General features: G+C 68.6%; 14 protein-coding genes and 1 pseudogene. 7 read left to right on the forward strand and 8 right to left on the reverse strand.

Annotation, left to right across the window (positions count from 1 at the left end; translation table 11 throughout):
* Positions 1-10: 10 nt before the first annotated feature.
* From ACZ6ZD_RS08515 to rpmH, 5 genes and pseudogenes are all read right to left on the reverse strand, one after another.
* Complete coding sequence (locus tag ACZ6ZD_RS08515) at positions 11-517, reverse strand: Jag family protein (protein ID WP_465669762.1); 507 nt, start codon at positions 515-517, stop codon at positions 11-13.
* A gap of 279 nt (positions 518-796) precedes the next feature.
* Positions 797-1717: pseudogene (gene yidC / locus ACZ6ZD_RS08520) on the reverse strand (membrane protein insertase YidC); the annotation flags it as partial.
* Between the two features lie 69 nt (positions 1718-1786).
* Positions 1787-2128, reverse strand: a complete 342-nt coding sequence (yidD, locus tag ACZ6ZD_RS08525; protein ID WP_465669764.1) for a membrane protein insertion efficiency factor YidD — start codon at positions 2126-2128, stop codon at positions 1787-1789.
* A complete protein-coding gene (rnpA, locus tag ACZ6ZD_RS08530; protein ID WP_465669766.1) occupies positions 2125-2475 on the reverse strand; it encodes a ribonuclease P protein component in 351 nt (116 codons plus the stop codon). The genes yidD and rnpA overlap by 4 nt, the downstream gene beginning before the upstream one ends.
* 23 nt (positions 2476-2498) lie before the next feature.
* Positions 2499-2636: a 50S ribosomal protein L34 gene (gene rpmH / locus ACZ6ZD_RS08535; protein WP_132165595.1), complete on the reverse strand. Its 138-nt coding sequence runs from the start codon at positions 2634-2636 to the stop codon at positions 2499-2501.
* Between the two features lie 1629 nt (positions 2637-4265).
* Between rpmH and dnaA the strand changes: the two genes are divergently transcribed.
* The 6 genes from dnaA to ACZ6ZD_RS08565 all read left to right on the forward strand — a co-directional run bounded on the left by dnaA (position 4266) and on the right by ACZ6ZD_RS08565 (position 11491).
* Positions 4266-5792: a chromosomal replication initiator protein DnaA gene (gene dnaA / locus ACZ6ZD_RS08540; protein ID WP_465672644.1), complete on the forward strand. Its 1527-nt coding sequence runs from the start codon at positions 4266-4268 to the stop codon at positions 5790-5792.
* 439 nt (positions 5793-6231) lie between these two features.
* Positions 6232-7377, forward strand: a complete 1146-nt coding sequence (gene dnaN, locus ACZ6ZD_RS08545; RefSeq protein WP_465669768.1) for a DNA polymerase III subunit beta — start codon at positions 6232-6234, stop codon at positions 7375-7377.
* 26 nt (positions 7378-7403) lie between these two features.
* Positions 7404-8327, forward strand: coding sequence for a phosphogluconate dehydrogenase (NAD(+)-dependent, decarboxylating) (gene gnd, locus ACZ6ZD_RS08550; protein WP_465669770.1), 924 nt, complete (start codon positions 7404-7406; stop codon positions 8325-8327).
* A 1-nt stretch (position 8328) separates the two neighbouring features.
* Positions 8329-9468, forward strand: a complete 1140-nt coding sequence (recF, locus tag ACZ6ZD_RS08555) for a DNA replication/repair protein RecF (protein ID WP_465669772.1) — start codon at positions 8329-8331, stop codon at positions 9466-9468.
* Positions 9461-10033, forward strand: a complete 573-nt coding sequence (locus ACZ6ZD_RS08560) for a DciA family protein (protein ID WP_465669774.1) — start codon at positions 9461-9463, stop codon at positions 10031-10033. The genes recF and ACZ6ZD_RS08560 overlap by 8 nt, the downstream gene beginning before the upstream one ends.
* Before the next feature lie 141 nt (positions 10034-10174).
* Positions 10175-11491, forward strand: a complete 1317-nt coding sequence (locus ACZ6ZD_RS08565) for a hypothetical protein (RefSeq protein ID WP_465669776.1) — start codon at positions 10175-10177, stop codon at positions 11489-11491.
* On the opposite strand, the gene ACZ6ZD_RS08570 is transcribed toward ACZ6ZD_RS08565, so the two are convergent.
* Genes ACZ6ZD_RS08570 through ACZ6ZD_RS08580 form a run of 3 tightly spaced genes read right to left on the reverse strand, consistent with a single transcriptional unit; the run spans position 11481 to position 13275 of the window.
* A complete protein-coding gene (locus ACZ6ZD_RS08570) occupies positions 11481-12035 on the reverse strand; it encodes a hypothetical protein (protein WP_465669778.1) in 555 nt (184 codons plus the stop codon). The genes ACZ6ZD_RS08565 and ACZ6ZD_RS08570 overlap by 11 nt on opposite strands.
* Complete coding sequence (locus tag ACZ6ZD_RS08575; protein ID WP_465669780.1) at positions 12032-12631, reverse strand: hypothetical protein; 600 nt, start codon at positions 12629-12631, stop codon at positions 12032-12034. Before ACZ6ZD_RS08575 ends, ACZ6ZD_RS08570 begins: the two co-directional genes overlap by 4 nt.
* The gene (locus ACZ6ZD_RS08580; protein ID WP_465669782.1) at positions 12628-13275 is read right to left on the reverse strand and encodes a hypothetical protein; all 648 of its coding nucleotides are present in this window, start codon (positions 13273-13275) and stop codon (positions 12628-12630) included. Before ACZ6ZD_RS08580 ends, ACZ6ZD_RS08575 begins: the two co-directional genes overlap by 4 nt.
* A gap of 254 nt (positions 13276-13529) precedes the next feature.
* Here ACZ6ZD_RS08580 and gyrB point away from each other — a divergent pair, with 254 nt between their 5' ends.
* Positions 13530-15620 (forward strand): DNA topoisomerase (ATP-hydrolyzing) subunit B, encoded by a 2091-nt coding sequence (gene gyrB, locus ACZ6ZD_RS08585; protein WP_465669784.1) that lies wholly within the window; start codon positions 13530-13532, stop codon positions 15618-15620.
* The last annotated feature ends 35 nt before the right edge of the window (positions 15621-15655 follow it).

Genomic DNA, 15655 nt, shown 5'->3' on the forward strand with positions numbered 1-15655 from the left:
TTGCCCACAATCATGCTGGTTGGACGACGACGCGACGCCGGGGCTCTTCGCCCTCGGACTCGCTCGTCAGGCCGGCGGCCGCCACGACGTCGTGGACGACCTTGCGCTCGAACGGCGTCATCGGGTCCAGCCGGACCGGGGCGCCGGAGGCCTTGACCTCGTCAATCGCCTTCCGGCCGACCTCTTCCAGCTCGGCCTTCCGGTTCGCCCGGTAGTTCGAGACGTCGAGCATCAGCCGCGACCGCTCACCGGTCTCCCGGTAGACGGCCAGCCGGGTCAGCTCCTGGAGCGCCTCCAGGACCTTGCCGTTCTCACCGACCAGGTTGTTCAACTCGGCGCCGACGATCGACACCGCGGCGCGGTCGCCGTCGATGTCCATGTCGATATCGCCGTCCAGGTCGGCGATGTCGAGCAGCTCCTCCAGGTAGTCGGCGGCGATATCGCTCTCCGCCTCGAGGGCCTTCAGCCGGTCGGCCGAGCCGGACTTCGTCTCGGTGTTGTCAATGCCGTCGGTCACGGCAACTCCTTCGCAGTGTTGAGGCCCGCCCCACGGGGACCAAGGACGTACGCGAGCAAGTCGGGAAAGGTCAGCCGATCAGCGCGAGCCGCCGGGCTTCTTCTGGGCGGCCTTGCGCTGCGCGGCGGTCTTCCCCGCGGGCTGACGCTTGGCGCCCGTTCCCTTCTTGCCGGCCGGCTGCTTCTTGGCAGCACCGGCCTGAGTCTTGTTGGTCGGCGCGTCCTGCTTGGGCGCGCTCTGCCCGTTGGCCGCGCTCGCGTCGGCGCCCGGAGCGCCCGTCCGGCGGTCGTTACGGGACTGCCGCTTCGGCTGCTGGCGCTGCGCCGGACGACGGTCGGTCACGGTGTCGGTGTCGCCGTCGGCAGCGCCGGCCAGGCCCTCGTCGGCCGGGCGGCCCGCACGCTTGTTGTGCTCGCGCTTGCGGGCTTCCATCGCGTCGAAGGCCGGGGTGCCCGGGGCCGGGTTGCGGCGGATCACGTAGAACTGCTGCCCCATCGTCCACACGTTGGAGACGAACCAGTAGATCAGGACACCGATCGGGAAGTTGAAGCCGCCGATCAAGAAGAAGATCGGGAAGACGTAGAGCATGATCTTCTGCATCTGCGCCGCCTGGCCCTCGAGGGCCTCCTTCGGCATGTTCTTCCGCATCAGCTGCAGCTGCGTGATGAACATCGTGGCGGTCATCAGGATGATCAGCACGATCGCGACGGCCTTGACGTTGGTCGAGCCGTCGCCGTTGGCGCGCAGGAAGGTCTGGGAGATCTCCGCACCGAAGATCTTCGCGTGCCGCAGCGACTCGACGTGCGGCGCGATCACACTGCTGTGCGCCTCACCCTTCGACGCCCCGTCGAGCACCCGGAACAGCGCCAGGAAGACCGGCGACTGGAGCAGCAGCGGCAGGCACGAGGAGAACGGGTTCGTCCCGGTCTCCTTGTACAGCTTCATCATTTCCTGACCGAGCTTCTCCCGGTCGTGGCCGTACTTCTTCTGCAGCTCCTTCATCTTCGGCTGCAGCAGCTGCATGTTCCGGCTGGACCGGATCTGCCGGACGAACAGCGGGATCAGCAGCGTCCGGATGACGATCGTCAGGCCGGCGATCGAGAGCGCCCAGGCCCAGCCGCCGTTCGGGTCGAGCACCTGGCCGAGCAGCCAGTGCCAGCCGACGAGCAGCGCGGAGACCGCCCAGTACAGCGGCGTCATGACCGCGTTGAACACGTCCACGATCCCGTCCCACAAGGCGAGTCCGGGGATGGCCAGAAGAGTTGTCACTCAAGCACCTCGCTGCACAGGCCCGGCGTCGGCGGACGGCCCGGGCTGGTTGGCGGAGACGAGCTCTCCGCGCTGGTCGACATCTGTGGGTGGAACGGGGTCGTAGCCGCCGGGGTTCCACGGGTGGCAGCGGGCGAGTCTCCGCGCCGCCAGCCAGCTACCGCGCACCGCACCGTGGCGTTCGACCGCCTGGAGGGCGTACGCCGAACAACTCGGGTAGAACCTGCAGACCTGCCCGTACAGCGGGCTGATCAGCAAGCGGTACAGCTTCAGGAAACCGATGATCCCGGCCTTCAGCGGATTCCGCAGGACCGGGGTCAGTCGCGCCAACGCCGGTCTCATCGCGGTTCCAGCAGTCGGCGCAGCACGCCGTCGACATCCGCGACCAGCTCGTCGTACGACGCCGAGGCGGACGACGGGAGGGCCCGGACGACGGTCAGGCTGCCGGCCGGCAGATCTGGGAGCCGCGTGGCCAGGACGGCACGCAGGCGGCGGTGGACCCGGTTCCGGAGAACCGCGTTGCCCACCGCCTTGTTCACCACGAAGCCGACGCGGGCCGGTTCGCGGGTGCTGCCCACAGCCGCGGGCAGCAAATGGACCACCACCGCGCGCCGACCGGCTCGCCGCCCACTACGGACGGCGCGTCGGAAATCGTCGGACCGGCGTAACCGGTGCGACGCGGGCAACACGGGGTGGTCACCGTCGAGATCGCTCAGGCCGCGAGGCGCTGGCGACCCTTGTTACGGCGGGCGGCGATGATCGCGCGCCCCGCACGGGTACGCATCCGAAGACGGAAGCCGTGCTTCTTGTGCCGGCGACGGTTGTTCGGCTGGAACGTCCGCTTGCTCACTGGAATGACTCCGGTTACTCGAGATCACATGGTCGACAGATCCGGAAGCGGACCTGCTGCTGGTGCAGTCCTGCACACCAATCGAGAACCGAAAGGTGGTCCCGCAGGGAGCGCAGCACGAAAGGGCCGGTTCAACACCGACCGATCCACGGTACGTGGCCGCCTGTGGACAGGTCAAACCAGCCGTCCCCAAAGTTGTCCACAAGCCTGTGGACAACACGGTGGATAGTCGACCGGTGAACACAGGGTCACAGCACCCGGCGGTCGACCGCAAACCGTGACGGGTCCACCACGACTACGCTCCGCCGTCCACCCGACACGCCGCAAGTTGCCCCCAATTTGCTGTTCATAGCCTGTGGATGACGGCTTGTTCCAGCGTGGCCCGACTTGTTAGCGTCAGCCCCTCACACCAGAGGTCCCGTACCGCGCAATCGGTAACCAACCTGATCCACCCGTCGTTCACAACTGTGGACAACCGTGTGGACAGTGCGGGTGTCGGGTCTAAGGTCGCGCCGCCCGGAGCAGCTTCCGGAACGCGCCGGCCACCGCAGCGATGGATTCGGGGAGCAACGCGTGGTCGAGGACCATTCCGTCGGTACTGAGTACCCGACGGCGGATTACACCGGGGTGCCGGAACACACAGCGGTGGACAGGCCTGGGGACAAGTTCGCCCCGGACGCCGAACCCCAGCTGAACCGGTACACCCTCAGCTCCACCGAGCAGCCGGCCGCCGCCGGCCAGGACCTGCGCCCGGAGCCGGCCACCGACTTCCGCTCGGAGCTCCCGATGCACCAGCCGGAGCTTCCGGTCGCCCCGCCCGAGCCGCAGCCCGAGGCCCAGCTGGAGCTCCCCGTCTCGCAGCCGGCCGACCACCTGAGCCCGTCGCTGCCGATTCCGGAGCCGCCGGCCGTCCACGGCTACCGCCCGTACCAGTACCGGTCCGCGCTGGAGCGCGCAGCGACCGAGCTGCCCGCCGCGTTCACCTCGGCTCCGCCGCCGATCGCCCCGCCGATCGGTACGGCGTACTTCGGCGCCGCACCGTCGATCAGCGCCCCGCGCTACGAGCAGAAGCCGCGCTGGACCAGCGGCCGCCCGCTGACCGCACCCCCGGCTGTACCGCAGGCCGCACCGCAGGCGGGCAACTCGTGGGAGTCCAGCGAGCAGCAGAACCCGGCGCCGGCACCGCAGTCCCCCGCAGCACAGCAGCCGGTCGCCCAGCCACCTGCCCAGCAGACTCCGACCCAGCAGCCGCCCGCACCGGCGCCGCAAGCTCCGCAGCCCCCGGCCGAGCCGTTCGCTCCCCAGCACGTTCCAGTCGAGCAGTTCGCACCGCAGCAAGAGCCGGTCGAGCAGTTCGCCGCGCAACAGCAGCCCGCTGAGCAGGCTCCGTCGCAGCAGCCGACCGAACAGTTCACTGCGCCCCAGCCGGCGGCGGAGCAGTTCCCCCAGCAGCAGGCGCCCGCCGAACAGTTCCAGCAGCAGCCGATCCACCACACGCCGGTGCAGAACACGCCCGTGCAGCACACCCCCGTCCAGCACACTCCGGTCCAGCAGGTGCCGCAGCCCCCGGCGCCTCAGACCCCAGCTCCGCAGCCGGCTGCGACCGACCTCGGTGAGGCGTGGGCTCGGGTGCTTGCCGGCCTCCCGCCGAACCAGCGCGCCTGGCTGACCAACTCGCGGCCCGTCACGCTGCACGAGAGCACCGCGATCGTCGCCGTCCCGGACGACTTCACCCGCGGTCAGCTGGAGACGCGGCTGCGTCCGGACCTGGAGCGGATCCTCTCGGAGAGCTTCGGCCGTGACATCCGCATCGCCGTCACCGTCGACCCGTCACTCGACCCCGAGCTCCAGGCGCCCCCGGCGCCGCCCGCGCCCGTCGTCCGCGAACCGCTGCGCACCGAGGGCTCGTACCAGCCGACGATCCAGTCCGCGCTGACCGACCCGAGGGACCAGGCTCCCCAGCCGCAGTACGCACCGCCGCCGCAGGAGCAGCCCGCTCCGCCGACGTACGAGCAGCCGGCCCCGGCGTACGAGCCGCAGCAGCCGCCCGCGCAGCCCTTCGGCCAGCCGCCCGCGCAGGCGCCGGCCGCCGCGCAGCAGGCCACCGAGGGTCAGGGCGAAGCCCGGCTGAACCCGAAGTACACCTTCGAGACCTTCGTCATCGGCAGCTCGAACCGCTTCGCCCACGCGGCCGCGGTCGCCGTGGCCGAGGCGCCGGGCAAGGCGTACAACCCGCAGCTGATCTACGGCGACTCCGGGCTGGGCAAGACCCACCTGCTGCACGCGATCGGCCACTACGTGCGGAGCCTCTACACCGGCGCCCGCGTCCGGTACGTCTCCAGCGAAGAGTTCACCAACGACTTCATCAACGCGATCCGCGACGACAAGGCCGCGCAGTTCCAGCGCCGGTACCGCGACGTCGACGTACTGCTGATCGACGACATCCAGTTCCTGGAAGGCAAGATCCAGACCCAGGAAGAGTTCTTCCACACCTTCAACACGCTGCACAACGCGAACAAGCAGATCGTGATCAGCTCCGACCGGGCGCCGAAACGCCTGGAGGCGCTGGAGGACCGGCTGCGGAACCGGTTCGAGTGGGGGCTCATCACCGACATCCAGCCGCCCGACCTGGAGACCCGGATCGCGATCCTGCGGAAGAAGGCGGCCACCGAGCGGCTGACCGCGCCGCCGGAGGTCCTGGAGTTCATCGCGTCCAAGGTGCAGACCAACATCCGCGAGCTCGAGGGCGCGCTGATCCGGGTGACGGCGTTCGCCAGCCTGAACCGGCAGCCGGTCGACCTGAGCCTGGCCGAGATCGTCCTCAAGGACCTGATCCCCGAGGGCAGCAAACCCGAGGTGACGGCCAGCATGATCATGGGCCAGACCGCGTCGTACTTCGGGTTGTCGATCGACGACCTGTGCGGATCGAGCCGCAGCCGGGTGCTGGTGACCGCGCGGCAGATCGCGATGTACCTGTGCCGGGAGCTGACGGATCTGTCGCTGCCGAAGATCGGTCAGCAGTTCGGCGGCCGCGACCACACCACCGTGATGCACGCCGAGCGGAAGATCCGCCAGCTGATGTCGGAGCGGCGTTCGGTCTTCAATCAGGTGACCGAACTGACCAACCGAATCAAGCATCAGGCCAAGCAGCAGTAACCACACAGCCTGGGGACACAGCTGTGGAAAAGTGTGGGTATCCCGGTGGATGACTCGCTCTGTCGTGTGGACGGCCTGTGGGGACAGAAATCTTCGTCCACGGCCGTCCCCAACCGAAGCGGGGACTGTCCACACGGAGTTCACAGGCCAATGTGGGCTCTGACCTGCGAACTCGTCGGTTTTCCACATTATCCACCGGTGCTAAGAACACTATGGAATCTGTAGAGGAATCCGAGTCCACAAAACGAACGAGCGGCCCAACCTGGGGAAAACCCGCTCTCGCGCCGCTTGCCGGGACCTGTCAGGCTGTCCCCGAAGGCCACTTATCCGACGCCGACGCGACCCGCCCGAAGCGCCACGTCATCCCCGATTGGCACAGACCACAGGTGTACGTGGCAGGATCTGCCTGGCACCCAGCCGAATCAGGAGGCACCCCGCGGTGAAGTTTCGCGTCGAGCGCGACGTACTGGCCGAGTCGGTGGCCTGGGCCGCGCGCAGCTTGCCCAGTCGCCCGAGCGTTCCGATCCTTGCCGGACTTCTCGTCGAGGCCGAGGACGGGCAGATCACTCTGTCCGGCTTCGACTACGAGACCTCCGTCCGCGTCACCGTGCCCGCACAGGTGGCCGACGTCGGTAAGTGCCTGATCTCCGGCCGGCTCGTCGCCGACATCTCCAAGAGCCTGCCGAACCAGCCGGTGGACATCGCCGTCGACGGAGCCAAGGCGCAGGTCACCTGCGGCAGCTCCCGGTTCACGCTGCAGACGCTGCCCACCGAGGAGTACCCGTCGCTGCCGGAGCTCCCGGCCGCCAGCGGCACGGTCAAGGCGGACGTCTTCGCCCAGGCCGTCTCCCAGGTGGTCACGGCGGCCGGTCGCGAGGACACCCTGCCGGTGCTGACCGGCGTCCGGGTCGAGATCGAGGGTTCGACGATCTCCCTGCTGGCCACCGACCGCTACCGGCTCGCCATTCGCGAGCTGGAGTGGACGCCGGAGTCCCCGGATGCCTCGGCGGCCGCGCTGATCCCGGCGCGGGTGCTGTCCGAGACCGCGAAGGCGATGACCGGCTCGGACGTGATCGTCTCGCTGGCCGCCTCCGGTACCGGTGATGGCATCGTCGGCTTCGAGGGTCAGGTCTCCGGCGGCAGCCGCCGGGCGACCACCCGGTTGCTGGACGGCGAGTTCCCGAAGGTCCGCGGCATCATCCCGACCGACGCGTCGATCGCGACCCGGGTCCGGATCGAGACCGCGACCTTGGTCGAGGCCGTGAAGCGCGTAGCTTTGGTGGCGGAGCGGAACGCACCGGTTCGGCTCACGTTCGCGGAGGACAGCGTGACCCTGGATGCCGGCAGTGGCGACGAGGCGCAGGCCTCGGAGTCCCTGGAGGCGCGAGTGGTCGGCGACCCGGTGACCGTGGGCTTCAACCCGACGTACCTGCTCGACGGCCTCGGCGCCATCGGGACGTCGGTCGCGCACCTCGCGTTCACGCAGGCGACCAAGCCGGCCGAGCTGACCGGGGTGGCCGATTTCGAGGCCGACCCGATCAGCCAGTTCCGGTACGTGCTGATGCCGGTCCGTCTGAACAGCTGAAAGCCAACAGAACAAGGGGATTCACGATGGAGCTCGGCCTTGTCGGTCTCGGCAAGATGGGCGGCAACATGCGCCAGCGGATCCGCAACGCCGGCCACACGGTGATCGGGTTCGACCACAACCAGGAGATCTCCGACGCCACCGACCTGGCCGACCTGGTCGGCAAGCTGACCGCGACCGACCAGCCCAAGGTGGTCTGGATCATGGTCCCGGTGCAGGCGATCGACCCGGTCGTCACCGAGCTCGCCGAGCTGCTGTCGCCCGGCGACATCGTGATCGACGGCGGGAACAGCCGCTGGACCGATGACACCCGGCGCGCGGCGCAGCTGGCCGAGAAGCAGATCAAGTTCGTCGACTGCGGCGTCTCGGGCGGCGTCTGGGGCCTGGAGAACGGCTACGCGCTGATGTGCGGCGGCGACGCCGACACCGTCGCGACCGTGATGCCGATCTTCGAGGCGCTCAAGCCTGAGGGCGAGTTCGGTTTCGTGCACGCCGGCAAGGTCGGCGCGGGCCACTTCTCGAAGATGGTCCACAACGGCATCGAGTACGGGATCATGCAGGCCTACGCCGAGGGCTACGAGCTGCTCGAGGCCGCGGACGTCGTCGAGAACGTGCCGGAGGCCTTCGAGTCCTGGCGCGAGGGCACCGTGATCCGGTCCTGGCTGCTCGACCTGCTGGTGAACGCGCTCAAGGACGACACCCACCTGGAGAAGATCGCCGGGTACGCCGACGACTCCGGCGAGGGCCGCTGGACGGTCGAGGCCGCGATCGACCACGCCGTCCCGGTGCCGGCCATCGCGGCCGCGCTGTTCGCGCGGTTCGCCTCCCGGCAGGACGACTCCCCCGCGATGAAGGCGATCGCCGCGATGCGCAACCAGTTCGGCGGGCACGCGGTCAAGGACGCCGACTCCGCGGACCCGTCGTACGCGACACCGCCGGTCAAGCACTGAGGTGTACGTCACCGCCCTGGGTCTGATCGACTTCCGGTCCTACCACCAGGCGGAGGTCGAGCTCGCCCCGGGCGTGACGGCCTTCGTCGGCCCGAACGGCCACGGCAAGACCAACCTGGTCGAGGCGATCCACTACTCCGCGACACTCGGCTCGCACCGGGTGGCGAACGACGCACCGCTGGTGCGGGCCGGAGCCACCCGCGCGATCGTGCGGACCGAGGTCCGCAGCCAGTACGACCGCGATGTCGTGATCGAGCTGGAGATCAACCCCGGGAAGGCGAACCGGGCCCGGATCAACCGCTCGCCGGTCCCGCGGCCGCGGGAGGTGCTCGGGCACCTTCGCACGGTGCTGTTCGCGCCGGAGGATCTCGCGCTGGTGAAGGGCGACCCGTCGGAGCGGCGGCGGTTCCTCGACGAGTTGCTGACGCTGCGGGCGCCGCGAATGGCCGGCGTCCGATCGGACTACGACCGCGTGCTCAAGCAGCGGAACTCCTTGCTGCGCAGCGCTTCGCAGGCTCGCCGGCAGAACCGGTCGAGTGCGGCCGAGGGTCAGCTGCGGACGCTGGAGGTCTGGGATTCGAACCTCGCGCGGACGGGCGCCGACCTGCTCGCGACGCGGTTGGAGCTGCTGGAGGCGCTGCGTCCATTGGTCGCCGAGGCGTACGACGCCGTTGCTCGGGGCAAGGGTGACGCGCGGCTGGAGTACAAGTCGTCGGTGCCGCTCGAGCCCGGCGTGACGTCGCGTGAGCAGCTGAACGATGTCATCCTCGCGGCGGTCCAGGACAAGCGGCAGGACGAGCTCGACCGCGGGGTCTCGCTGGTCGGGCCACACCGGGACGACGTCCTGCTCGGCCTCGGGGACTTGCCTGCGAAGGGATACGCGAGTCACGGCGAGTCCTGGTCGTACGCACTCGCGCTGCGGCTGGCGTCGTACGAGCTGCTGCGCGCGGACGGCGGGGAGCCGGTGCTGATCCTGGACGACGTCTTCGCCGAGCTCGACTCGCAGCGGCGGGACCGGCTGGCCGAGCTGGTGGCGCCCGCCGAGCAGGTGCTGGTGACGGCCGCCGTCGGCGCGGACGTGCCCGGTGAGCTCAGCGGCGCCCGCTTCGACGTCGGCGACGGGACCGTCCGACGTGCCTGAACCCGGAAATTCCTCTGAGAGCGGCTCCGAGAGCGAGGTCGCTCCGGAGCTTCCGGAGGAGGTCGAGCACGACAAGCAGGGCCTGGACCTGGCGAAGTCCCTCGCGGGCCGGCTCAAGCAGCAGGCCGCGGCCGGCGGCTTCAAACCGGTCAAGCGCCGGCGCCGTCCGCGCATCGACGGCGCCCAGATCAGCAGCGCCCGCCCCGACGACCGCGACCCCCAGAAACTCACCAACACCCTCGGCCGCCTGATGCGCGACCAGGGCTGGGAGGTGGACGTCGCCGTCCACGGCGTGATGGCCCGCTGGCCCACCATCGTCGGCCGCGAGATGGCCGAACACTGCAAACCGGAGTCCTACGAGAACACCGTCCTCACCGTCCGCACCTCCTCCACCGCCTGGGCCACCCAACTCAAACTCCTCGCCCCCGACCTCGTCCGCCGCCTCAACGCCGAACTGGGCGAAGGCACCGTCACCGTCGTCAACGTCCAAGGCCCCCACGCCCCCAGCTGGCGCCGCGGCCCCCGAACCGTCAAAGGCCGAGGCCCCCGAGACACCTACGGCTGATCTATCACAATCTGTAACTTGACCGTCATCCTCAGTAATCTAAATTGCTCACCACGCGACGACTTGTGGCGTGCCGATCCGGTCCGGCCGGGTGACTAGTCCTGGACGTCGTCGCCCTGACATGACCTAGGATCGGGCGCGATGCGCACGCTCGTTGACGGCTTCCGCGAGATGGTCCAGCTGATCGGGGACACGTTCCGGCTCTGGTGGCGGAACCTGCTGCCTTTGACCCTGTGGTGGCTGGCTGGGTATGTGGGGTTCAAGGCTTGTACGCGGGCGGCTATCTGGCTGGACGAGCATGCGCACGGGAGTTTGGGGACCGGGGTGTTCGCGGTCGGCGTGCTGGTGCAGCTGATCGCCTCGATCGGGATGATCCGGACGTGCGCGAACTCGCTGTACCGGTGGCGGGACGCGGCGCAGAACAAGGCCGAGGAGACCGAGGACCCGACGCAGCGTGGGTTCATGGAGCTGATCGCGGTCACGTTGCTGCCGCTGGTGGCGGTGTGGTCGGCGTGGGGCTTCCTCGAGGACCAGGTGCAGCAGCTGTCGGCGAGCAACAGCGTCGAGCGCGGGTTGCAGGCCGGGTCCGGGTTCTTCGAGGTGACCGGGACGCAGTGGCACAAGTACCTGCCGGCGATCGGGATCCTGCTGGTGATCCGGCGGGTGCTGCAGGCGATCGACGACCGGTGGCCGAGCCGGCCGGTGAAGTTCGCCCAGGTCTGGGCCGAGTCGTTCTTCCTGCTGCTCACCGTGATCTGCACGCCGTACGCGATCATCGAGGCGAAGAACTGGTTCAAGGATCGGAGCTTCTGGTACTGGTCGGTGGACTGGTGGGACGGGCTGAAGGGGTTCTTCGAGAGCATCCACATCCCGATCCCGGCGGGGATCGAGTTTCTCTGGGGGTTCACCTGGGAGACGCTCTGGCCGTTGTTCAAGCTGGGTGTGGCGGAGCCGTTGACGTGGCTCGCGATCACGACGGTGGTGTTCGGGCACCGGGTGTTGTCGAGCCAGGGGGTGTTCACCGGGACCGGTCTGGAGCGTCGGCTCGGTGGGCGGGTTGGTGCCGAGGCGCCGCAGCCGAATCGGTTCGTCACGTTGACCAACAAGGCGCCGGATCTGGTGCTGGGCGGTTTCCGGGAGAAGTTCTACCCGACGCTGAACGCGTTCCGGCTGCTGGTGCGGGTCGGTCCGGTGTTCCTCGGCGTGGTCTGCATGCTCTACACGTTCTGGCTGCTCGGCGAGGACTGGTTGTTCATCCTCATCCAGCGCCTGATCGGCGTGCACGGCGTCCGCTGGGGGCTGATGAACCACGAGCTCGCCGACCTGATCCGCAGCCTGATCTTCGAGCCGATCCGGATCGCCCTGCTGGCGGCGGCGTTCGACCTGTGTATCTCGGTCGGCAGCCAGCGGCGCGCCGAGGCGGCGGCCGCGGCTGCCCCGCAGCCGGTCAAGGCTTGATGACGTACCGGCGGTAGTTGTCCCGGTCGGTGAGCTCCAGGCCGCTCAGGTGCGGCACGGCCTCCTGCGGGACGATGAAGATCTGGGCCACCTTGTTCGCCTTGTTCCGGATCATCGGGTGGTCGCCGTCCGAGCAGCGGGTCGGCACCGGGTACTTGGAGGCGTCCGCGGCCTGCCAGCTGTTGCCGCGGTCGTCGCGGAGCTGGGTGGCGCAGCTGAAGCCGCCCTCCTTCAGGCGCAGGCCGTCGAGCGGGGTGACGCTCAGATCCGCGACGACGATGACGGCGCCGGCCGGGCGGCCGATCCGGATCTCCTCACCCTCGGTGTCGACGAGCCGGGTGTAGACGTCCAGCGAGTTCAGCTGCCAGGTCGCCTTGCCGATCGTGACCGGGCCCTTGTCGACGACCTCGTGGATCGCGCCGTCGTTGTAGTTCTGCTCCGGGTCGCCGAGATAGGTCCGGAGCGTCAGGAAACAGGCCGTGGCCAGCAGGACCAGCAGCAACGAGATCTGGGCGGCCAGCCGGGCGGCCCGGGCGCCGGTCATGACGCCACCCGGGTTTCCGACCGGGGCAGGATGTACTGTTCGGCGGCGTTGTCGATCAACTTCTGCGCGCTCTCCTCACTCGGGATGCCGAGGTCGACCGACACCTTGCGGTTCAGCACGTTCCAGAACTGCTGCGGCCGGACGTCGAGGGTCAGACCCTTCAGCTCGGTCGGATCGACCTCGAAGACGATCGCTCCGGAGACCGTGAAACCGGCCGGCCCGAACTCGATCCCGGAGTAGATCATCGAGATCGGCGAGTAGACGGCGTCCCCGTCGGAGGTCAGCGTCGCGATCGGGGTCTCGGGTTTCTGCGGGCCGCGGTCGCTCTCCCACTCCACCGCGACGAAGATGCCGTCGGTCTCGATCGGCTTCTCCGAGCTCGCCGCGGTCGGCTCCAGGACGCCCTTGACCAGCTTCATCCGGACGACGGTGAGCGACGCCTCCTGGCCGAACCGCAGCGGCTCGCCGATGGTGCCCTCGCTGATCATGATGTTCTGCTCGTCGAAGACGTGTTCCGGAGTCGCGAGCCGGGTCAGGCCGCCGATCAGCACGAACAGGATGCCGACCAGGATCGTCGCGGGGCGGTAGAGCTTCACCGGTTCTTGTCCTCCTTGACGACGACGGTCGGCCGCAGCCGGACGACGGCGGTCGCCTCGGGGTTGTGCCAGTACGGCGTCTCGTCGGCGCCGAGCAGGCCGTCGTCCGACTCGTACTTCTCCCCGAGGATGCCGACCTCGATCTCGTCGGCGGTGAAGTCCGGCGGGATCTCGAACTTGGTGTAACAGCTCTGCGGCGGCAGCCCGTACACGATTGACCAGCCCGGCTTGCCGCGGCAGTAGGCGCCGCTGGACTCGACCAGGTCGGCGCCGTCCCCCGGCACCCAGCGCAGCAGGTTCTGCCGCGGGGTGCCGCTCTGGTACTCCTCGGTGTCGATGTTGCGGATGTCGAAGTAGACCAGCAGCTCGGCCTTGGCGCTGGAGTAGTCCGTCTTCGGCTCGCGGACGATCTCGGACCGGGTGAAACCGAACTCCCACCGGCCGGCCTCGACGGTGGCCGGTTCGTCGGCGGTCACGGTCAGCGTCGGGACCGCGCGGCCCTGCCGCTCCTTCCACCCGCCGGTCGCCAGCACGATCAGCGCGAGCACGACCACGACGCCGAGCAGGATCAGCCAGGTCCGCCGGTGCCGGCGGATCACCCGATCCGCGATCAGGTCGTCGATGACGTCGTCGAGACTCTCCACGGCCTCGATCCTAGAGGGAACCGGGTGCTTGACGGGTGGTCAGTGGTCAAACGCTCGGAGGCCACTGAGCGCCCGTGAGCGCTTTCCGGCCCCCCTCCCGCGAGAGGGGACATGGCGAGGAGGGCGAAAAGACGCCCTGAGGTGAGTTTCGGGCGGCTGATGGCAGGTTCTGCTTCGGTCGACGGGTAGGATGGACCACGTACGACGAGCCGCGCCTCCAATAACACTGTAGGGGCGGCTCCCACTGTGCCGCGATGCCTCGCGAACGCGGGGTCCGAGGAGGACAACAGCCGGTGACCGACGAGCCGACCGAGATCGACGCCAACCTGTCCGCCGACCCCGGGCCCGACACCGGTAGTTATCCCGAGACGACCGACGTGATCCCGTCGAGCATCGTCGAGCGGGAGTACGACGCGAGCGCGATCCAGGTCCTGGAGGGGCTGGACGCCGTCCGCAAGCGGCCCGGTATGTACATCGGGTCGACCGGTGAGCGCGGCCTGCACCACCTCGTCACCGAGGTGGTCGACAACGCGGTCGACGAGGCGATGGCCGGTTTCTGCGACCGCATCGTCGTCACGCTGCTCGCCGACGGCGGCGTCAGCGTCAAGGACAACGGCCGCGGTATCCCGGTCGACATCGTCGAGTCCGAGGGCAAGCCGGCCGTCACGGTCGTGCTGACCGTGCTGCACGCCGGCGGCAAGTTCGGCGGCGGCGGCTACAAGGTCTCCGGCGGTCTGCACGGCGTCGGCGTCTCGGTGGTGAACGCGCTGTCCTCGACCCTGCGGGTCGACGTGAACAAGAACGAGAAGATCTACACCCAGTCCTTCACGATGGGCGTCCCGGACGCCGACCTGGCCGAGGTCGGGACGTCGGACACCAACGGGACCACGGTCACCTTCTGGGCGAACCCGGACGTGTTCGAGACCACGACGTACTCGTACGAGACGCTGGCCACCCGCTTCCGCGAGTACGCGTTCCTGAACAAGGGCCTCGAGCTGGTCATCCGCGACGAGCGCCCGGACCACGTCGACGACGACGGCAACCCGATGGAGCAGTCCTTCAAGTACGACGAAGGCCTGGTCGACTACGTGAAGTACCTGACCGGGATCCGCGAGACCGTGCACCGCGACGTGATCTCGTTCGAGGCCGCGACGGTCGAGAACACGATGAGCCTCGAGGTCGCGCTGCAGTGGAGCGGCTCCTTCCAGGAGTCCGTGCACACGTTCGCGAACGCGATCAACACCCACGAGGGCGGTACCCACGAAGAGGGGTTCCGGGCCGCGCTGACCTCGCTGGTCAACTCGTTCGGCGAGGACCAGGGCATCATCAAGAAGAAGGAGGACCGGCTCACCGGTGACGACATCCGGGAGGGCCTGACCGCGATCATCTCGGTCAAGCTCGGCGAGCCGCAGTTCGAGGGCCAGACCAAGACCAAACTCGGCAACACCGAGGTCAAGGGGTTCGTCCAGCGCGTCGTCAACGACAAGCTCGGCGCCTGGTTCGAGCAGAACCCGCAGGAGGGTAAGGAGATCGTCCGCAAGGCGACCGCCGCGGCGAGTGCCCGGATCGCGGCCCGCAAGGCGCGCGACCTGGCCCGGAACCGCAAGGGTCTGCTCGGCGGCGGCGGTCTCCCGGGCAAGCTGGCCGACTGCCAGTCGACCAACCCGGAGGAGTGCGAGGTCTACATCGTCGAGGGTGACTCGGCCGGCGGCTCCGCCAAGGGCGGCCGGGACCCGAAGTTCCAGGCCATCCTGCCGATCCGCGGCAAGATCCTGAACGTCGAGAAGGCCCGGATCGACAAGGTCCTGCAGAACAACGAGGTCCAGGCGATCATCTCCGCGCTCGGCACCGGGATCCACGAGGACTTCGACGAGGAGAAGCTCCGGTACCACAAGATCGTGATCATGGCCGACGCCGACGTCGACGGCCAGCACATCCGGACGCTGCTGCTGACCCTGCTGTTCCGCTTCATGCGGCCGCTGATCGAGCAGGGCCGGGTCTACGCCGCGCAGCCGCCGCTGTACAAGATCCGCTGGAGCAACCAGCCGCCGGAGCTTGCCTACACCGAGCGGGAGAAGGACGGCCTGCTCGAGGCCGGCCACGAGGCCGGGAAGAAGCTCCCCAAGGAGAACCCGATCCAGCGCTACAAGGGTCTGGGCGAGATGAACGCGCAGGAGCTGTGGGACACCACGATGGACCCGGCCAACCGGGTGCTGCTGCAGATCACGCTGGACGACGCCGTCCGCGCGGACGAGACCTTCCAGACGCTGATGGGCGACGACATCGAGGCACGGCGCAACTTCATCCAGCGCAACGCCCGCGATGTCCGCTTCCTCGACATCTGATCCGCGTCTTCCACCTGAACTGAACGGGACGAGCT

It is taken from the genome of Kribbella sp. NPDC104218 (assembly GCF_055584105.1).

Bases quoted from the DNA above. Each gene is read 5' to 3' on its own strand.
- yidD (WP_465669764.1), bottom strand. From the start codon at position 2,128: ATGAGACCGGCGTTGGCGCGACTGACCCCGGTCCTGCGGAATCCGCTG.
- gnd (WP_465669770.1), top strand. From the start codon at position 7,404: ATGGAGCTCGGCCTTGTCGGTCTCGGCAAGATGGGCGGCAACATGCGC.
- ACZ6ZD_RS08565 (WP_465669776.1), top strand. From the start codon at position 10,175: ATGCGCACGCTCGTTGACGGCTTCCGCGAGATGGTCCAGCTGATCGGG.
- ACZ6ZD_RS08570 (WP_465669778.1), bottom strand. From the start codon at position 12,035: ATGACCGGCGCCCGGGCCGCCCGGCTGGCCGCCCAGATCTCGTTGCTG.
- gyrB (WP_465669784.1), top strand. From the start codon at position 13,530: ATGCCTCGCGAACGCGGGGTCCGAGGAGGACAACAGCCGGTGACCGAC.